This window comes from Bacillota bacterium (assembly GCA_040755295.1).
Taxonomy (GTDB): domain Bacteria; phylum Bacillota; class Desulfotomaculia; order Desulfotomaculales; family Ammonificaceae; genus SURF-55.
This window is the reverse complement of the sequence record JBFMBK010000020.1, coordinates 19,097-33,731: the sequence shown is the minus strand read 5'-3', so window position 1 is coordinate 33,731 and position 14,635 is coordinate 19,097. Positions and strand designations below refer to the sequence as shown.

The window sequence follows — 14,635 nt, the reverse complement described above, 5'->3', positions numbered from 1 at the left end:
GCACGTCCTGCAGGATGATCCCCACGCGCATCCGCTCGGACGTGCTCAGGTTGTCCAGGCTGGTGGTCACGTCGCCGGTGGTGACTTTGATATCGAAGTCCTTCGAAACGTCGAACTTGATCTGGTAGTGGCCGCCGGTGAGCATCCCCAAGCGCTCGTTTGCGTGCTCCTGCACCCGGCCCATCACGCCGGCCAACAGGTCCGCCTTGATGCCCTTTGGCCCGAAGGCTTCAACGAGCACTTCCAGCCAGGCCACCTCATCCCGCTTCCTGGTCAGTGTTTCGGTCAACCTCTCCCGATCGGCGCGGGCGCGTTCTTCTGCCGCGATTTGCTGTACCAGCTCGTCACCGCGGGGAATGCGCTGCGAAAGCTCGTCAAGCTCCTGCTGCACTTCAGCGGAACCGGTGACAGAGGCCTCGGCCTGGTCAAGCTCCGTCTTCGCCGCCTCTTTGTTCTGTCGCAGCTCGTCAAGCTCTCTTGCGACCCTTTCCCGGTCTTCCTTCGCTCGAGTCAGAGTACCCAGTTTCCGACTCGCTTCTGTGTGCGCGTCCGCGGCTGACTGATAGTCCTTTTCTAACGCCGCCAACTTGTCCAGCGCCTCGCCATGCTTTTGTGTTGCCGCGTCGATGTCGATTTGCAACTGCTCGATCATCTTTGTTTTGTCCGCGGTGCAGGTCAGCTTCGGCGCCAGCGGACAGGGCGCAGAAGACCGCGCGTTAAGTAGGTTCCTGGCTGCTGTCCAGGCGTTTAAGTTCGCTTCAATACCCGCGTGGATATTCTGCTGTATCTTTAGTTCCTGCGCCGCAAGGTCGGCCTTCTTTTGCAGTGCAGGAAGCTCGCTTTCCAGCCGATCCAGCTCGGCCTGGTCGAAGTCGCCTTCCGCATATTCCTTGTGCTTCGCTTCGTACCGCTGAAATGCCGTATAGTACCGCGCTTTCAATCCCTCAATATTTTGCCGCCCAGCAATAACCCGCCCGTTCTGCTGAAGGAGCTCCTCCTTGCGGGCCCTTAGCTTTGCCAGGTCCGCACGGATCTGCTCCCGGGCCTCCCACGCACCGTCGGGAAGAGTGCTTGCCTTCTCGCCGGCGCCGGCCAAGGCTTCCAACTCTTTCAAGGTTTTCTTCGCCGCGGTGCGCTCCTTGTAGACGCGCTTGTAAATGTCGTCGAGGACCTCCGGGCCGCCGTCCACCAGGTCCTGGTTGACCTCCAGGGCGAAGTATTCCCGCAGACCCTTGGGGATCACTCGCCCTTGTCTCCCGAGAAAATTTTCAAAAGACTCGAAGACGCGCACTTTGTCGAACCGCAGCCCGAGCAGATTAAACAGTAGGTTTTTCTGTTCGTCGGGCCGCATGTCGATAAACCGCCCGGTGTTCAGCGCCGCGGCAATCACATCCGCGCCGGCGGCTAGGTATTCATACAGCGCGTCCTGCTGCACGGTCAGGCCGCCCTTCCAGTCGGCCACATCCAAAGCGTTGGGGATGGCCCGGGTAACGTAACCCAGGCCATCTACGGTAAGCTTTATAAGCGCCTCTTTGGCGCCGCGCTGAATAAGTTCCTCGGCGCCGCGGCCGGCGGCGTCGGTAAACTCACAGCGCCCCGTCAAGGCGTACTCGATCGCCGCCTTAATCGATGACTTGCCGGAATTGTTTTTACCCACGAATACGTTGACGTGGTTAAGGTCAATCGCTGTAGCGGTATGGTTACGAAAACCGTTCAGGATCAGCTCGTTAATTTTCATACCAATCCCTCCCTAATGGGGCATTCGGGCATTAGGTCACTTGTTACGCCGTACCATTTGGGGCACTCATGGGGATGGTCACACATGCCCTTGCCTTCGTCTTTTGTCCCCATGCGCTCGATGTCTTCCAGCTCGAACCGCCCCGGATACCCGCAATCGTTCCGTACTGGCATCGACTTCCCGAGCGTGGCCCGCATGAACGAACTGACCGGGTTGGCCTCCGCATGCCCTCTCGGAATCCCGGCTGCCTCGGCGGCGTTGACCGCCATTTCCTTCAGGTCGTCAGGCAGCTTATGCGGCATTGTCTTCACCCCCGGCCTTTTTGCTCTTGAAGGATGTGTAGCTCTTGTCCTTCAACAGCGCCTTCAGCTCATCGCACAGCGCCGGGTTGCTGAGTAGCTTTTTCGATTTCGTCATGTTGGCGCTGAGATACGGCGCCGGGTCGATGTTGTGACTGGTCAAAAGCCGCGCAAATTCTTTGACGTTTTCGATGGCCGCAGAATTTACGAGAAAAAAACCGTACTGCAGCCCGTTCGCCTCGACTGCCCCGTTCACGTTGCAGTATGCTTTCAGCGCCTCCTTCCTGACAGAGATCTTCCGTTCGAGGACCGCCAATTCTTCGGCCACGGCCTTGGCGTCGTCTGCTGTCGCGATCGGGCGCACGTCGGCGGGTATGTTGTCAGCGGCCGGGCACTGGCTGGAGTAAGCGCACCAGCCGCAGAAGTGCCCCGGCTTGGCCGGGAACTTACCCTTCGCGATCGCCGCCTCGACCTGGGAAATCAGCCCCAAGATCTGCCCCTCGACCTGCGCCACGCGGGCGGCGTCGAGCTTGGCCTCCCTGACGACGTTATGACGGATGAAATCTAACCGGACGGTGAATTGATTGACCTGCGGATATTCTTTCGTTATCAGCCAGGCGTAGACGGCAAGTTGAAAGTCGCTTTCGACATCGGCCTGGGTCCGGAGCTGGTAGTCGGTCTTATAGTCCGTGATGATCGCCTCTTCACCCCGAATGTCCAGCCGGTCGATGATCCCGCGGAAAAGGTGCTTTTTTTGGAGCCAGGCTTGTACCCACTCCTCGATCCCGACCAGCGTCCGCGGGTCCACCGTGCGGTTGTCGGCGAACTGCTGCGCCAGAGCAAGGACCTCGGAAAACCTGTCCGAGGTAAGCCCGCAGGAGTTTTCGTAAAAACACCGCTGCACGATCGCCGGCATCTCGGTGATGTCCGTTTCGCACCCGCAGTCAAGGCAGTGCTGATTGTAAGCCGCAATGATCTTGTGCATCAGGCCCCCGAAGGCCAGCGCGTCGCTGGCCGCTTCGGGAAGCTTCTGGACGTATTTCATATGAAATGCTGCAGGACACGACTCGAACAGGTTCAACCTGCTGTAAGAGTAGTCACGCATTCTTAATTCCCCCTTTTCTTAAACACGTTTAGCCCGATCTTGATCTCCTCGCTGCCCGGCACCGCAGCGCTTCCTTCCGTGCTGGCGACGATGGTCGTCTTCCCGGATGACGAAGGACCGAACTCCCTCGACAGGTCAACGATGATGTGCAACTTATCGCCGTCCACCTTCATCTCAACGTTTTTCATCAGATTATCCCCGCTTCTTTCAGGTTTTTAATGAAAGACACCATACCTTCCGCGCACATCAGAACAAACTCCTTGCTGTTGATATCCGCTTTTATGTCCAGTTGACCGGGGCCCGTTTCCTCGAAACCCAACCGCTGCCGCGGCGCTTGTGACTTTAAGGTTTTCCGGGACACGATCTGCGTTCGTTCATCGATAATCGTCATATCGCACCTCCTAAAAGAAACTCTGCTGCGCCGGCTGCGCTACGGTCAGAGGAGGGGCCTGTGCTGCCGGCACTTCGGCTTCTTCTCGCCGCTGGATCTCAGCCCGCAAAGCCTCAAGCAGCTTTTCTTTGTCCAGGTTAGGCTTCGCAAGCTGCGCCTTCCGCTTTGCGTGCGGTGTCCCGAGCTTGTCCCAAGTCGCGTGCAGCTCCTTCTCCAGCAGCGCATCCGTCTCAGCTATAAACTGCTTATGAGCGTCAGTCTGCGTGGCGGCCGCCCGGTCTGCTGTAGCCTGCTCCGCTTTTTGCTCCTTCTTGGTCTTGCCGTTGCCGGCGGAGGCCTGCGGTATCGTCTTCTGCACCGGCGGCTCTGCGGTCTGCGCGTCCAGGGTGAACGGCTCCGGGTCTTCTTTGTTCAGGACCGCGTCAGGATAGAGATCCTCCGGGCGGTCGTTGTCGTCGGGCTTGTCGACCGTAAATTCGGGGAGGGCCTTTTGTGCGAAGTTGATCAGCTTATCTAGTGTGAACGGCGCCACGAGGTCCAGTACGTAAACAATCTTTTTTTTACCGCCGGGAGTAACTTCTTGTGACTTGAGAGTGAGCTTTAAGGGGATCATGCGGATGCGGCCTCCTGTTACCCCCCGGATCATCGTTATGACGCTGTTGAGGTTGACAATGCTGTGAAAGCTCGTTGTGTTGATCTGCCAGACGCCAAGTCCCGGAACCCGCGGCAGCAAAAACCGGATGTTCGCCAGGCGTCGACAGTGTTTTTTTAAGAACCATTCGCACTCATCAGGGCAGCACTCGGTCTCCTGAATCCCCCCGGTTTCCGGGTCAATCGCCGTCGCCCGCTCCCCATCGCCCTTGCAGAGCAGGCCGGTCGAGCTACCGTAACGCTTGTACCACTGCGGGAAAAAGATTTCCTCGTCTTCGACTGGGAACATGATATCCAGTGCCCGGGGCTTCTCCCCGTAGACCTTCTGGACCTCGGGCGGGCAAACGAAGTAGTCAACTGCCTTCGGATACTCCTGCCCCGTCCGCTTCGAAACGTCTTTCTCGCCCAGCCGGATCTTCCCCAGCCGCGGGAGCCTTTTGATATCAGACACACCTTTAATCGCCATATTACTCAGCTCCTTTCTTTAAGCTGGTCCTTACCGGATTACGCCGCCGGACTGGAAGTAATCAGCCCAGCGTTTTAGCCATTGCCTCTTGTATCTCCAGACGCGATAGGATTCCATTAGCCTCCGGAACATCGCCTTCATCCTCCCTTTCCCCGAGATATCCCTCGGGTAGAGTTTCGGGATCAAAGAATTTCGGGTCTTCGTCAAGAGGCTGACTAAGAACGAACAGTATCGCCCTGCGCATCCTGTCTTCATCCGGGAAAAACCTCACCTGTCCCATGGTCACTTCCTCCAGTTCCTTGACGGAATTACCGCCGACTTCAATGTGCGTTATCGCTTTCGTCCAATGCAGTATGTTTGTTTTTTTTCACCTCCCTGATTGATATTATCAACTTCGACGCCAAAAATAATCTCGTCAAGCGACACTCTAAACACTTGCGCTATACGCCGTGCGACAGGCAATGATGGACGTTCCTTCCCAGCCAGTATCTGTGTGTAGAACGGGCGAGAAATACCGACTTCTTTTGCAATATCAGCATGGGTTCGCTTCGCTTTTTCGTGCAGTTCTTTCAGTGTATGCTTCATTGTTACCACCTCCGCGTTGATTCTACCAATATTATAGTTGGTGCTGCTAACCCCGTCAACTGTTTTAAAAAAAATTTTTTAAAAAATTTTGTCGGAGGAAACTTGTTGGCAACACTAACAAAGGTTGATATATTTAATAGGTAGGGATAACAAACCAGAAGGAACGGAGGTGGATTTTTTGGAGTTGCACGAAAAGCTCCGGCTAATTGTAGAAGAAAAGGGCTGGACGCATGACGATCTTGCCCGACTGATAGACAGAAGCCGGCCAACAGTTACACAATATCTAAGCGGTACCTGCAAGCCACCGCTGAAGGTGCTGACTAAAATCGCTCGCCTGGCCGGCGTAAGTCTCGATTATTTTTCTGACGAGAAAGTGGTTATTCAATCGCCGGTGCGTGCAGAGATCGTCCTTACCCACGCAGACGGCCGGATCGAACGAATGCCGTTGTCACCGGAGGCCCAGGCAATGATAGAGGTTGGTCGAAAGACAGCGCGCGCCCATCGGAAGAGAAGGAGCAAATGACCCCTAAAATTGCGTCTTTATGGAAGACCATTGAACGGGAAGGCATTGAAGTGGTTTACCTGCCGCTGCGTCGCACTCCCGAGCGGCTAAAAGGCGTCTACCTGCGCGACCACGGGCTACCCATCATCTTACTCGACGATCAAATGGGACAGGTAGAGCATGACTGCACTTTGGCGCACGAGGTAGGGCACCACTTCACCACCAGCGGCGCAAATATTCTGGTGGCTCGAGATTACACTGGTACTATCGCTGTAAACCGAGATGAGTACCGGGCGATCATTTGGGCCACTAATCACATGATGCCGGATGCCGAAGTTGCCGCAACATTGCGCCAGGCGACAAATATCCTTGAGTTAGCAGATTTCTTTGGAGTGACGCCGAGTTTTGCAATAGACAAGCTCCGGATTTTTAGACATAAACTGCGAACCGGTGGGGTAAAAATCAGGAAGTTTCGACACCTATTAAACCCTGACTTGTGGGAGGGATGGATTTGAACACCATACAGAAGGTTGTTTTATTTGCAGGAAGTGCTTGCTTTTTTCTCGCAATCGCAGCATTCCCGGTAAGGTATACAGATACCATAAAAAATCCCGCGTATGATCCAAACCATTCGGGAATAGCATACCGGCCGCGGCCTATAATCGAAACAAGCCGCGTCGACGTAGGCGCCACAGCATTGCGCGGACTGGCTATCGCTGGGATCACCGCGGCCGCGTTCGCGATCGCCGGCAGGCGGAAAGAGAAGGAAGGAAAGTGATTGCTGTCTACTGCCGGGTTTCCACCGAAGAGCAGACCCGTAACGAGACGATCCAAAACCAAATTGACTTTGCCCAAAAGTATGCTGAACTTCACCAACTCGGAACCCTGGTCTTTTTCACCGATGAAAGCATCTCGGGCGTAATCCCCCTGGAAGATCGTACGGGCGGGCAAGATCTGATGGACGCCGTCAGGCGGGGCCAGGTCAGCGAGGTCCTGCTGCACCGCCTTGACCGGCTGGGACGATCCGCACGGGTGATCCTAAACGCTGTACATGTCATCGAGCAGCACGGCGTCCGCGTCAGGTCAATGACAGAACCGTTTGACACCCAGGACCCCACCGGACGGTTTCTTTTAACAATCCTGGCCGGCGTCGCGGACCTCGAACGCGAGACGATCAAAGAACGTACCCAAGCCGGTATCTTCCGTGCTGTGGCAAACGGAGTGTGGCCGGGACCGGCCCCGTTCGGCTACAAGAAGAATGACGACGGCACATTAACCCCGGACGAAACCCCGATCAACGATACCGGCCTGACGCCGGCCGGGGTTGTGAGAATGATCTTTCATCTTGTCGGGAACCAAGGGTACACAACCGTCCAGGTTGTGAATTACTTAAATTCTTTGGGGATACCGGCTGCCAGCATCATTCAGAGACGCAAAAACAAAGCAAAAAGCGGCTGGACGCCGCCGCCTATCTACCGTATCACAACCAATCCGCTTTATATAGGAGAAAAAGTGCTTAAATACAAAGACCAGCGGATTGAGTGCAAGGCTCCTCCACTGATCGAAATAGATCTGTGGTACCGCACGCGCGATGTCGTGGCGGAGCATAGCCGCAATAACTGGTACAAGCCCACCCATCGATATCTTTTAACCGGCCTGGTTATATGCGGAAACTGTGGGAGAAAGTACTCCGGCCGCTCGGTAAAACGCTATCTATCCGGCGGCAGGGAGTACATGGAACGGCACTATCTTTGCGGCAGCAAGCGATACATCAACACCAAAAACTGCGGAAATCCCAATGTAAACGCGGATAAACTGGAAAACGACGTATGGAACGGAGTTTTATCTTTTTTAAATAACCCCGGCCCGGCGCTGGAAGGCATGATCAAAAACGTCCCGGACGGGAAGGAACTCTGCAAAGAAAAAGAAATAATCGAGCATGCCCTAAAGTCAAAAGATAAAGAACGGCAGCAGGTTTTAGACCTGTATCGGCGGGGTTTTATCGCCATAAACGACGTAGAAGAACAAATGTCCCGAATGACCAAGGAAAGGGAGGAGTTGACCGGGAAACTCCGGGACGTGCATGCCAAGATTAAGAATCAAGAGAACATTTCGGCACGCGTAAAGGAACTGACGCGACTATTGAAACTACTGAGACTAAAAACAGAAAAAGCCTTATCATGGGAAGCAAAACGTAAAATTGTCATGATGTTAGTGAAGGGGATTACCATATACCCAGGACCGCCCGGCAAGAAATACGATTTTAACATTGATTACTACTTTAATCCTGCAGGCACCGGCCTGCTAGACCATGCAGAGTCTATAAACAATGACACGGCACGTAATTTAATAACCTCCTCGGAGATTGATAAATTACGTGCCATAGTGGACACCATCGAGGGCGGCTAAGAGAAATGCCGCCTTTTTGTTCTTATTCTAAGGTTACCGCTGGGAGGTGTCAATCAACCGGCTGCTTAAGATTCTTTTTCATTCCTGCATACCCCAGGCTGGCCGCCACACCCAGCGCCGCCCCGCGCGCGATTGTCGCCGTCGCTGCAGGGCAGACTGCGTATCCGATCGACAACGCAACCCCGACCGCGATCGCCGAAATGGGCGCGTACCGCGTGGGCAGCCACCGGGCGCGCTTGCACGCCTCCAGTGTGCCATAGATAACACCGACCGCTGAGATGCCGTCAACAACGAGATCCGGGTTCATTCTACACGCACCGTCCTTCCCTTCTCATCCCAAGAAACCTGATACGTCAGGGCGGCGAATAGGTCCCGTACCGGCGCGTATACCCGCCCGTTGATGAGCCGAACATCGACGTCAATGGGCTTCCCTTTGATTATTAACCGCACCTTGTCGTCTTCCTTTCTGGATACAGCCTCGGTAAACTTATCCCAGGGGAAGGCATCGCCCGGACAACTTGTGGACTGCAAGTCCCTGTGGCGCGCCAGCTTTGCCTTGGGGTAACGCATGAGCAGGTCACGCACCAGTTTAACCGCCGCGCTTAACTGCGCTTCCGGTGGGACGTACTTTGTAAAGTCGCCGCCCAGCGCTACGCCCAGGCTGTGATCGTTGTGTCCTATCACGTGCGCCCCCTGCATATGCTCCGGCCGGCCGCGTTCGATATCGCCGTTCCGCCGTACAACATAATGATACCCCACCCCGGCCCACCCGCGGTTTTTGTGCCACTGGTCGACCATTTCGACGGGCACGTCTGCGTTGGCCGTATGGTGAACAACGATATAGTCAACTAATTTTAGCGGCTGCAGCTTCGCGTACTGTTCGGGACTCCATTTAAATTCTCGCATAGCTCCTCCTTTCTAAAACTTCAACCCGGCAAGTAACCCAGACAAACCGCATAACACTCCAATTACGACTGTGCACCACACCGGGGGACGGTTTGTTAACCTGTCGATCGCTTGCCATACGCGTTCGAAATCTTCCCTGTTTTCCCCCGCGTGTTTGTCGTAATCCTTCCGAAGTCCATCGACCTTAACCTCAACCGCTTCGAGACTCAATACAGCCGCCCCCTCTTCTTAATTTCGCGGATGCCCGGGACCTCGACACCTTGGGCTTCCAACCGCCGACGGATCGCCTGCAATTGCTCGTAATACTCCCGCTCACGCTGCGCGGCTACCTTTTCGCGGTCAACCGCCATCGGCGATAACCCGGCCAGGCGCCACCAGTCCCGCCCCTCCCGCGGCCGGCCTCCCTGCGGCGAAAGCAGGTTGATAATACCCCGCAACGGCGGGACCTGCCCGGCCAGGTAGCGCCCAAGTTCCCCAACGTCCTGCCTGGTGTCCGCCGGGACCTGGTCGTAAAAGACCTGCTGCGGGTAGGCAAATAGCTGCCGGTTTGTGGCCAGTTCCACCGGAATCTTTGCCGCCGGCGTCATCATGCTCATGACGTTTTGCAGAGTGCCGCTTAGATTACCGCGTACCGAACCCTGTGACAGGTTCAGGAGGTTTATGTCCTGCGGCGGCAGTGACGGGTTAAAGTACGTTTCTGCCTGCCCCTGCTTACCGATCCGGAGCGGCAACATCTCTTGAAACCAGGGCGGTTGCTGCTCCCACGTCGGCTGATCCTCGCCCGTGGCGGCCGCAAACGCCGCCTGAATGTCTTCCGCCTTTGCAGCCTTGCCCGGACGCTTTATTAAATACTCGAGCTGCAGGGGGATGTTTTTGCGCTGCCACGTGTAAAAGGGGATGATCCGCTTCATCACGTTTTTCTCGAAGTCGGTAAGGTCAAAGTAATCGAACAAGAACTTCTTCACCGATACGGCAGCCGCATCCGGATCCCCGGTTTCGTTCAACTTAGCCAAAAAGTGTGCAATCTTTGCGTTGTCTTCAATACTGATTCCAACCGCTCGGCCCAAACGCGCCGGCGCAAACTCCGCCTTCCACGGCTTCAGCGACACACTGCCTTGCCCGATTGCTTCCCTGATCGCCGCATAACCGCGGTGACCGAGCTCCGCCCCAGCGAACGTGGCACCGACCACCCCGCGCTCCTCCATTATGCGCCAGAGCGTTTCCCGGTCCAACTGCCCGATCTTTGTGTCTATGATTGCGTTCGGGTCCCGCTGCACCTGTGCGGCCAGCGCATACCACCGGGGGTCCTTGATGTCCGCAAGCCAGTTGTTCCAGAAGTTACCCGTGGCGTTCCGGATATGGTATCCCGGCCGCACAACCGTGGCTAAGCCACGCCAGACCGACAGCGCGCCGTCGTAAGCGCGGAGTAAGGCGCGCATGTCTTCGTCACCGAAAAACGTCTGCGACATGCGGTTAAGACTGCTTGCCATATCCCGGGGGAACACCGCCATGAAAGGGACGTCAAACTCCGGCATGGGCGCGTCCTGCCCCAGTTTAGCTTTTAACTGTTCACGTGTGATCTGTGCGTTCTGGACCTCCAATATGTCGTTAGAATTTATTTCACGTAAAATAACCTTGCCTGTAGCCGGATCGTGCGCCACACGGTAAGCCCCGAATCCTTCCGGTACCGGCACCCGGCCCAGCATGTCCGGCGTCACCGGAACGCCCCACTTAGAAAGCGCCCCCTCTGCGAACAAATAAGCCTGCCGCGCCTGGATCGACCGAACGCCGCGAACGCCGACGGCAAGGGCCGCGTCCTCAGTGAAGAATTCCTTACCGAGAACGTCGTTTATCTCTTTGACCGTCGCCTTGATTTCCCGCTCGTTGGCGTGCGGGTTAAACAAAACTGCTGTCGCCTTTAATCGCTCCTGCGGGTCCCGGCTCGCCAATCCGGCAATCCTCTGTTTCGAAAAACCGAAGTACTCAGCAAGCTTGCCCAGGTCCTCCTCGGTCAGCCGGACTTCGGGATTTCTGATATGCGGCGCGTACTGTTCGATGGTCTTCGGCAGCAGTCCGAGTTTGCGCTCGGTGGTCCCGATCGTGCGCATCAGCTTGCGCAGGGTTTCAACCACCGGCAGCAGGTGCTCGTCGCCTTTGACGTACTGCTCTAACGCCCGGGTATTCAATTCCTCTAGCTGCCGTTGTAAAACCTGGTATTCCGGCACGTTGCTTTCCAAGTACCGGCGCGCCTCGTGAATATGCTCGTTGACGTTCAGCGCCTTCCGGGCCCCCTTAGACGCCACATCAGACCCACCGCCGGCCAACGCCTGAATGAGATCGTTGGCACTCATGCCCAACTCGTCTGCCATTTCGTCGAGGGGCAAACCCTTTTTGCTGCTAACCAGCCGACGCACATTTTGCGGCACGCTTTCCAGAAACTCGGTAGCGAACGCCTGCCCCTTCTGAATCCGGATTCCACCGCGCTGGCGGATATTGTCGACCAGGTTAGGCGTGGCGAACAGGGTGTCCCTTTGGTACCGTGCCAAATCGCGCGCCAGGCTTTCCTCCATCTGCCGCGCCTGGGCGGTAAGCCCCTGTAGCCTTTGCGCGCCTTCCGGCGAAAGTCCCGTTGTGTGACGGAACTGCTCAACATCCTCCAGGATATTAAGGACCTTGCGGCGGTCCTCCGGCCCGATCCCCCCAACCACAGTTTCGATACCTTGCAGGTACCTGCCGGTCTCTTGCTGAGCGATCCCGCGCCGGCGGGCGTGTTCGGCCAAAATCTCCCGCGCCATCCGCACCGGGTTATTTACGTCGATTGCTTTTGTCTCCGGTACCAGGACCTTCCCAACCTTGGCTTTCTTCTGCGCCGCGGCCAACTTCTGCCGCATGGACCTGGTCACGCGCTCCAAGTCCTCCGCACTTTTCACCGCGCCGGAGCCAAGCATAGCGGCATAATCCGCCGCGATTTTGCTGACCACTTCCTCGGGCAAGTCGGACTCAACCGCACCCTTCCGGAGTGCGGCCAACTCGTTGGCGTGAGCAGTAACAGCCGCCGCCATCTTCTTCGTTGCCGCCTCGGCTGCCTTCTTGGTCGAGAACAGCCGTCCCAGCGCCTCACCCAGCCCGGCGACGGCTTCGCCGGGCGCACTCTTCGCCAGCGCCTGCGCCGGACCGGTGCCGGCCAGTGCCTTGAACGGCGCGGTCAGAGTAGCGCCGGGAATCACCGTCTGCCCGGCGATCTTCAGTCCGCCCAGGTCCGGCGGTTTTCTCGCCGCTTCACGCGACGCCCGGGCACGGTTCATCATTGCTTTAGCGGAAACCTGCTTAATATTCGTCCCTTCGGCAAGGCCGAGGTCTTTTAGGACCGGATGGGTCGCTTCGCTGATTATCGGGACCGGCCCTTCGCGGGAGATAGTCCTTAGCACATCGGAAAGTTTAGACTGCTTGCCGAGAGACTTCCCGGCCTGTACCGCCCGCTCGACCAGCCGCGCCTTTTCGCCGGCTTCGACGCCCAATTTCCCGAACTTGGCCGCGCCCTTTACCGCCGGACCGGCGATACCGAAAGATACCAGGTTCAGAGGGTCAAGGAGCGCATCCAGCGTGAAACCGATAGTCGCGGCCGGACCGCCGCCCCACCCGATATCCCGGAGGATGCTGGAGAAATGCGTCTTTTGTTTGACACCCTGGACCGGGCCGATGCCTTTTACCGTCCCTGCCACGGCCTCGCCGGGCGCGGCCAGCACGTCAAGGACACGTGTCAGCAACCCCGGCGACTGTTTCTTTGGCGCAGGCACATCAGCCCCGACGAAACTCAGCCGTTTTTGCAGGTTCGGTATGCGATTGTCCGTCCCCGCGCTGCTGTTGTAATGTATCCCCATGATTTTACCTCTCAAAAGGTAAGGGTATACTGCTTAGGTTGCCGCCCGGGCCAAACACCGAACTGCTTAGGTTGCCGCCCGGGCCAAACACCGAACCGCTTACGGACCCGCCCCCGGTTTGTCCGAATAATGCCTGCAACCAGTCGCTAAGCCCCCCGCCCGATCCCGGAGAACCAGCCGGATGCATTGCATTCCAGACTTCGTTTACAACGTCTTTTAGTGCGCGGGCTTCGCTTTCAGTGTAAAGCCCCGCCCAGAGATCGTTCTCTATTTGGTGGAACGCACTCGAATGAGTCAACTTGCCGCTTTCGAGGTCAGCGATAAGCCCCGCTTTGTCCTCCGCCAGGTCCTTGCCGATCTGGTACTGCTGCCAGGCGGTCAACCCGCCCCGGCTGCCACCGCGCCCGCCCGCCAGGCGCGCCCGGATGGACGCCTCCTGGTACGGCGTCATGCCCGCCTCGTAGGGCAGGCGCGCGTTCGCCGTCGCGTACTCGTAAGGCAGCATCTCCGCAGGCGTCGCGCCCATCGTCCACGGCAGAAGCATCTTTTCCCAGTTAAACGCCAGATCCATCAGGTTTTTTGCCGCATCCGCCGCACTTTTCCGCCGTTCGTTCTCGGCTTCGATCGCTGCTTTACTAAGGTCGGAAATTCTGTTGCGTTCGTTTTGCCAGGCCGTCATCTGCTGCTGCCACTGCTGCATAGCCAGGTTTGCCCGGTCCCGCTGCACTTGGTAGAGGTCGCTGGCGATTTGCTGCGCTCGTGCTTGGTCATTTGCTCGTATAGCTTCAGCCAACTGTGCCTTCTTCGCCGCCGCTTCGAGGTTCAACTGTTCGATGCTCTGCGCTTGCTCCTGGGTCAGCCCCATCTCTCCGCCTTCCCGGAGGCCTCCGAAGAGCTGGCCCTTCATGTTCAGTTCCAGCGGCAGACGTTCGCGCCGTTTCGCTATCGCCTGCATAATGGACATCCGGGAAAGCGCCGTCTGCGGGTCGATCTCACCAGCCGCCCGGCGCATGGCCTCCTCGTAAGACATACCCTGTATATCCGGGTACTGAAGGTCAAACTGCGGCATCTCCGGCTGCGGCGGCATCTCGAAGTTCATCATTTGTTCCGGCGTCTGCTGCTTGCCCATCCCCAGGATCGTACCGAGGTAGTTAAGGTACTCCGGCCTTGTGTATGCCTTGCCGCCATAGATGCCCGTGAAAGGCATAGAGATGTTGCCGTACTCGGTCTTAAAATACGGCGTCTTTGTCGCTTCGTCCCAGCCGAGAAGATTCCCGTACCCCTGCTTCTCAGCCCACTCGCGGATACCCACAGTGCCGGCCGCCGGGAAATACTGCGGGTTGGCTTTCTGGAAGGCCGCCGCCTGCGCCGCGTTGGTAAGGCTCTGCCCCGTGCGCTGTTTCTCCAAGATTGCCGCCGCGTACTTCGCCGGGTCCCCGCCGAAGGCGTTTTTAATGATATCCTGGTACGTCACCGGACGCGGGGCCGCCGGAGCGCTATACCCCCCCCCTCCGCCGGAATAGGCACCGGGAGATATCGCGTTAAAACTTTGCAAAAAATTCTGGCTCAAACCGCTCCCGCCTTGCGCAGCCTGCGCCGCCTGGTGCGCCGCCTGGTCCGACGCGCCGGCGTTTAAGGCATTTGCATAGGCCAGAGCGTACCCGGAAAGACCCTGTGTGTTTACCGCCATTTAACCCACCTC

General features: G+C 57.1%; 17 protein-coding genes. 4 read left to right on the top strand and 13 right to left on the bottom strand.

Annotation, left to right across the window (positions count from 1 at the left end; all coding sequences use genetic code 11):
* The 8 genes from AB1500_11980 to AB1500_11945 form a co-directional block, all read right to left on the bottom strand.
* Positions 1–1,738 (bottom strand): AAA family ATPase (locus AB1500_11980; protein ID MEW6183868.1); only part of this gene is annotated, 1,738 nt, incomplete at its 3' end.
* Positions 1,735–2,040, bottom strand: a complete 306-nt coding sequence (locus AB1500_11975) for a hypothetical protein (GenBank protein MEW6183867.1) — start codon at positions 2,038–2,040, stop codon at positions 1,735–1,737. The genes AB1500_11975 and AB1500_11980, both read right to left, overlap by 4 nt.
* Positions 2,030–3,142, bottom strand: a complete 1,113-nt coding sequence (locus tag AB1500_11970; protein ID MEW6183866.1) for a PD-(D/E)XK nuclease family protein — start codon at positions 3,140–3,142, stop codon at positions 2,030–2,032. Before AB1500_11970 ends, AB1500_11975 begins: the two co-directional genes overlap by 11 nt.
* 2 nt (positions 3,143–3,144) lie before the next feature.
* Positions 3,145–3,330 carry a hypothetical protein gene (locus AB1500_11965; protein MEW6183865.1) on the bottom strand — a complete coding sequence of 62 codons (186 nt, stop codon included), beginning with the start codon at positions 3,328–3,330 and terminating at the stop codon, positions 3,145–3,147.
* On the bottom strand, positions 3,330–3,533 hold the full coding sequence (locus tag AB1500_11960) for a hypothetical protein (protein MEW6183864.1): 204 nt from the start codon (positions 3,531–3,533) through the stop codon (positions 3,330–3,332). Before AB1500_11960 ends, AB1500_11965 begins: the two co-directional genes overlap by 1 nt.
* A gap of 10 nt (positions 3,534–3,543) precedes the next feature.
* A complete protein-coding gene (locus tag AB1500_11955) occupies positions 3,544–4,650 on the bottom strand; it encodes a hypothetical protein (GenBank protein MEW6183863.1) in 1,107 nt (368 codons plus the stop codon).
* Positions 4,651–4,711: 61 nt separating this feature from the next.
* A complete protein-coding gene (locus tag AB1500_11950; protein ID MEW6183862.1) occupies positions 4,712–4,930 on the bottom strand; it encodes a hypothetical protein in 219 nt (72 codons plus the stop codon).
* A 50-nt stretch (positions 4,931–4,980) separates the two neighbouring features.
* The gene (locus AB1500_11945) at positions 4,981–5,235 is read right to left on the bottom strand and encodes a helix-turn-helix domain-containing protein (GenBank protein ID MEW6183861.1); all 255 of its coding nucleotides are present in this window, start codon (positions 5,233–5,235) and stop codon (positions 4,981–4,983) included.
* Between the two features lie 178 nt (positions 5,236–5,413).
* On the opposite strand from AB1500_11945, the gene AB1500_11940 reads away from it, so the two are divergent.
* From AB1500_11940 to AB1500_11925, 4 genes are read left to right on the top strand one after another with little or no spacing between them, the layout of a single operon-like run.
* Positions 5,414–5,758, top strand: a complete 345-nt coding sequence (locus AB1500_11940) for a helix-turn-helix transcriptional regulator (GenBank protein ID MEW6183860.1) — start codon at positions 5,414–5,416, stop codon at positions 5,756–5,758.
* On the top strand, positions 5,755–6,252 hold the full coding sequence (locus AB1500_11935) for an ImmA/IrrE family metallo-endopeptidase (protein ID MEW6183859.1): 498 nt from the start codon (positions 5,755–5,757) through the stop codon (positions 6,250–6,252). The genes AB1500_11940 and AB1500_11935 overlap by 4 nt, the downstream gene beginning before the upstream one ends.
* Positions 6,249–6,515: a hypothetical protein gene (locus tag AB1500_11930; GenBank protein ID MEW6183858.1), complete on the top strand. Its 267-nt coding sequence runs from the start codon at positions 6,249–6,251 to the stop codon at positions 6,513–6,515. The genes AB1500_11935 and AB1500_11930 overlap by 4 nt, the downstream gene beginning before the upstream one ends.
* Complete coding sequence (locus AB1500_11925) at positions 6,512–8,146, top strand: recombinase family protein (protein ID MEW6183857.1); 1,635 nt, start codon at positions 6,512–6,514, stop codon at positions 8,144–8,146. The genes AB1500_11930 and AB1500_11925 overlap by 4 nt, the downstream gene beginning before the upstream one ends.
* 49 nt (positions 8,147–8,195) lie before the next feature.
* Here AB1500_11925 and AB1500_11920 read toward each other — a convergent pair whose 3' ends face one another.
* From AB1500_11920 to AB1500_11900, 5 genes are read right to left on the bottom strand one after another with little or no spacing between them, the layout of a single operon-like run.
* Positions 8,196–8,453 carry a hypothetical protein gene (locus AB1500_11920; protein MEW6183856.1) on the bottom strand — a complete coding sequence of 86 codons (258 nt, stop codon included), beginning with the start codon at positions 8,451–8,453 and terminating at the stop codon, positions 8,196–8,198.
* Positions 8,450–9,052 carry an N-acetylmuramoyl-L-alanine amidase gene (locus tag AB1500_11915; GenBank protein MEW6183855.1) on the bottom strand — a complete coding sequence of 201 codons (603 nt, stop codon included), beginning with the start codon at positions 9,050–9,052 and terminating at the stop codon, positions 8,450–8,452. The genes AB1500_11920 and AB1500_11915 overlap by 4 nt, the downstream gene beginning before the upstream one ends.
* A gap of 12 nt (positions 9,053–9,064) precedes the next feature.
* Positions 9,065–9,262 (bottom strand): hypothetical protein, encoded by a 198-nt coding sequence (locus AB1500_11910; protein MEW6183854.1) that lies wholly within the window; start codon positions 9,260–9,262, stop codon positions 9,065–9,067.
* Complete coding sequence (locus AB1500_11905) at positions 9,259–12,933, bottom strand: hypothetical protein (GenBank protein MEW6183853.1); 3,675 nt, start codon at positions 12,931–12,933, stop codon at positions 9,259–9,261. Before AB1500_11905 ends, AB1500_11910 begins: the two co-directional genes overlap by 4 nt.
* A gap of 4 nt (positions 12,934–12,937) precedes the next feature.
* Complete coding sequence (locus tag AB1500_11900) at positions 12,938–14,623, bottom strand: hypothetical protein (protein MEW6183852.1); 1,686 nt, start codon at positions 14,621–14,623, stop codon at positions 12,938–12,940.
* Positions 14,624–14,635: the final 12 nt, after the last annotated feature.

Excerpts from the sequence above, each read along its gene's own strand:
- AB1500_11975 (MEW6183867.1), bottom strand. The coding sequence starts at position 2,040 with ATGCCGCATAAGCTGCCTGACGACCTGAAGGAAATGGCGGTCAACGCC.
- AB1500_11970 (MEW6183866.1), bottom strand. The coding sequence starts at position 3,142 with ATGCGTGACTACTCTTACAGCAGGTTGAACCTGTTCGAGTCGTGTCCT.
- AB1500_11965 (MEW6183865.1), bottom strand. The coding sequence starts at position 3,330 with ATGAAAAACGTTGAGATGAAGGTGGACGGCGATAAGTTGCACATCATC.
- AB1500_11960 (MEW6183864.1), bottom strand. The coding sequence starts at position 3,533 with ATGACGATTATCGATGAACGAACGCAGATCGTGTCCCGGAAAACCTTA.
- AB1500_11955 (MEW6183863.1), bottom strand. The coding sequence starts at position 4,650 with ATGGCGATTAAAGGTGTGTCTGATATCAAAAGGCTCCCGCGGCTGGGG.
- AB1500_11950 (MEW6183862.1), bottom strand. The coding sequence starts at position 4,930 with ATGGGACAGGTGAGGTTTTTCCCGGATGAAGACAGGATGCGCAGGGCG.
- AB1500_11945 (MEW6183861.1), bottom strand. The coding sequence starts at position 5,235 with ATGAAGCATACACTGAAAGAACTGCACGAAAAAGCGAAGCGAACCCAT.
- AB1500_11935 (MEW6183859.1), top strand. The coding sequence starts at position 5,755 with ATGACCCCTAAAATTGCGTCTTTATGGAAGACCATTGAACGGGAAGGC.
- AB1500_11920 (MEW6183856.1), bottom strand. The coding sequence starts at position 8,453 with ATGAACCCGGATCTCGTTGTTGACGGCATCTCAGCGGTCGGTGTTATC.
- AB1500_11915 (MEW6183855.1), bottom strand. The coding sequence starts at position 9,052 with ATGCGAGAATTTAAATGGAGTCCCGAACAGTACGCGAAGCTGCAGCCG.
- AB1500_11905 (MEW6183853.1), bottom strand. The coding sequence starts at position 12,933 with ATGGGGATACATTACAACAGCAGCGCGGGGACGGACAATCGCATACCG.
- AB1500_11900 (MEW6183852.1), bottom strand. The coding sequence starts at position 14,623 with ATGGCGGTAAACACACAGGGTCTTTCCGGGTACGCTCTGGCCTATGCA.